Origin of the sequence: Phenylobacterium sp. (assembly GCF_030654915.1) — a bacterium.
Lineage (GTDB): Bacteria > Pseudomonadota > Alphaproteobacteria > Caulobacterales > Caulobacteraceae > Phenylobacterium.
Genome location: NZ_JAURWM010000093.1, coordinates 1 through 2,088 on the forward strand (window position 1 = coordinate 1; position 2,088 = coordinate 2,088).

A 2,088-nucleotide genomic window follows, 5' to 3' on the forward strand; every position below is an offset into this window, starting at 1 on the left:
TGGTTCGCCCCCTGGCCAGCAACACCGAAAGGCCCATGACCCTCCCGCCGCGAACGGGGTCCATGACGCGTGACACCTCTTCGAGGCATTGGTCAAAATTGCGCGTGACGCCGGTGACCATCGCATCGGCGTCGCCCAAGGCGACCATGGCTCCAGCGAAACTGTTTCGGTCGAGATTGATCAGCCGTTGGATGTCGCGCTTGAGATAGCCCTTGCGCTGAAGACGCCCGTAGAGGTGATTCACATAAGCGCTGTTGCGATCCGACAGCCGGGCGTTGATGATCTCGATCTCGAACTCCGAGACATCCAGCCCCGCCTCCTCGGCATTGGCCCGGATCAGGTTCTCACGACCGAGCAGGACAGGAACGCCAAGGCCCTGGCTGCTGAACGCGTAGGCGGCGCGGATGACCGAAGGCTCCTCGCCCTCGGCGAAAACGACGCGCTTTCCTGGCGCGGAACGGACAGCGTCCGTGATGGTCTGTAGGAAGCCCGCTGACGGGTCGAGGCGGCGGCGAAGCTGAGCCCGATAGGCGTTCATATCGGCGATCGGGCGACGGGCCACGCCGCTGCGCATCGCCGCCTCGGCCACAAACGGCGGCACGAACCAGATCAAGCGCGGATCGAACGGCGAGGGAATGATGTAGTCGCGCCCAAACTTGAGCTGACGCCCCTGGCAGGCGATCGCCACCTCGTCGGGCACGTCTTCACGGGCAAGCATCGCCAGCGCCTGGGCGGCGGCGATCTTCATCTCGTGATTGATCGACCTGGCTTGAACGTCCAGCGCGCCGCGAAAGATGTAGGGGAAGCCCAGGATGTTGTTCACCTGGTTTGGATAGTCCGACCGCCCGGTGGCGATGATGGCGTCCTGGCGCACCTCCAGAGCCTCTTCGGGGGTGATTTCCGGGTCCGGATTGGCCATGGCGAAGATGATGGGATTGGGCGCCATGGTCGCCACCATGGCTTTGGTCAGCACGCCCCTGGCCGACACGCCGATGAAGACATCGGCGCCCACCAGCGCCTGCGCCAGGGTCCGATGCGGGGTGTCGCTCGCGTGGACGGCCTTCCACTGGTCCATTCCCGTGGGACGGCCGCGATAAACGACCCCATCGATGTCGACGAGGATGGTGTTCTCGGCGCGGACGCCAAGCGCCTTCATCAAGGTGATGGACCCCAAGCCCGCCGCGCCGGCGCCGCACAGAACCAGGCGCACATCCTCGATCTTGCGGCCCGTCACCTCACAGGCGTTGATCAAGCCGGCGGAACAGATGATGGCGGTCCCATGCTGGTCGTCATGAAAGACCGGGACGTCGAGCAGGTCCTGCAGTTCAGCCTCGATCCGGAAGCAGTCTGGGCTCGAGATATCCTCGAGATTGACGCCGCCGAATGTCGCGCCGATGTGGCGCACCACCTCGATAAACGCGTCGGCGTCGCGGGTGGCGACCTCGATGTCGAAGGAGTCGAGATCGGCGAACCGCTTGAAGAGAACAGCCTTACCTTCCATGACCGGCTTCGAGGCCAGGGAGCCCAGGTCGCCGAGCCCCAAGATCGCCGTGCCGTTGGAGATCACGCCCACCAGATTACCCTTGGAGGTATAGTCGTAGGCGGCGTCTGGGTTGTCGGCGATCTTGCGCACCGGCGCGGCGACGCCCGGAGAATAGGCAAGGCTTAGATCACGCTGCGTCGCCATGGGCTTGGTCGCCGCGATCGCGATCTTTCCGGGCTGCGGGTAGCGGTGGAAATCCAGGGCTTCCTGCTCGTCGCGGGCGCGCCGATCTTGGAGGGGCATAGCCGATGTCCTCAGGATGTTGACTGGGCGCCGAGCGCCCAAAGCACGCCCACGACCGCGCCCTTGACGATCGGCAGGACGAGCAAGATGAGGGCGGTCAGCGCCGGAAGCAGGATCGCCAGCAGCAGTCCGGTCGGCACGGTCCAGATCACCCGGAAGGCCAGCAGCGGTGCGACGACGAGATGGCCGACGATCAGGATGGTGAAGTTGGGTGGGGCTTCGTCGGCCGGATACCGGCCATTCTCATGCCGACAGACGTCGCAGAACGGGCGGATCTTCAGGTAGGCGCGAAAGAGGCTCCC

Annotated in this window: 2 protein-coding genes; both read right to left on the bottom strand. The window is 64.8% G+C overall.

The annotated features are described in order from the left end of the window. The coding region (locus Q7T84_RS04545; RefSeq protein ID WP_304806516.1) for a phosphate acyltransferase at positions 1-1,786 on the bottom strand (1,786 nt) is incomplete at its 3' end. Positions 1,787-1,797: 11 nt separating this feature from the next. After that, positions 1,798-2,088 (bottom strand): DUF983 domain-containing protein (locus tag Q7T84_RS04550; protein ID WP_304806518.1); only part of this gene is annotated, 291 nt, incomplete at its 5' end.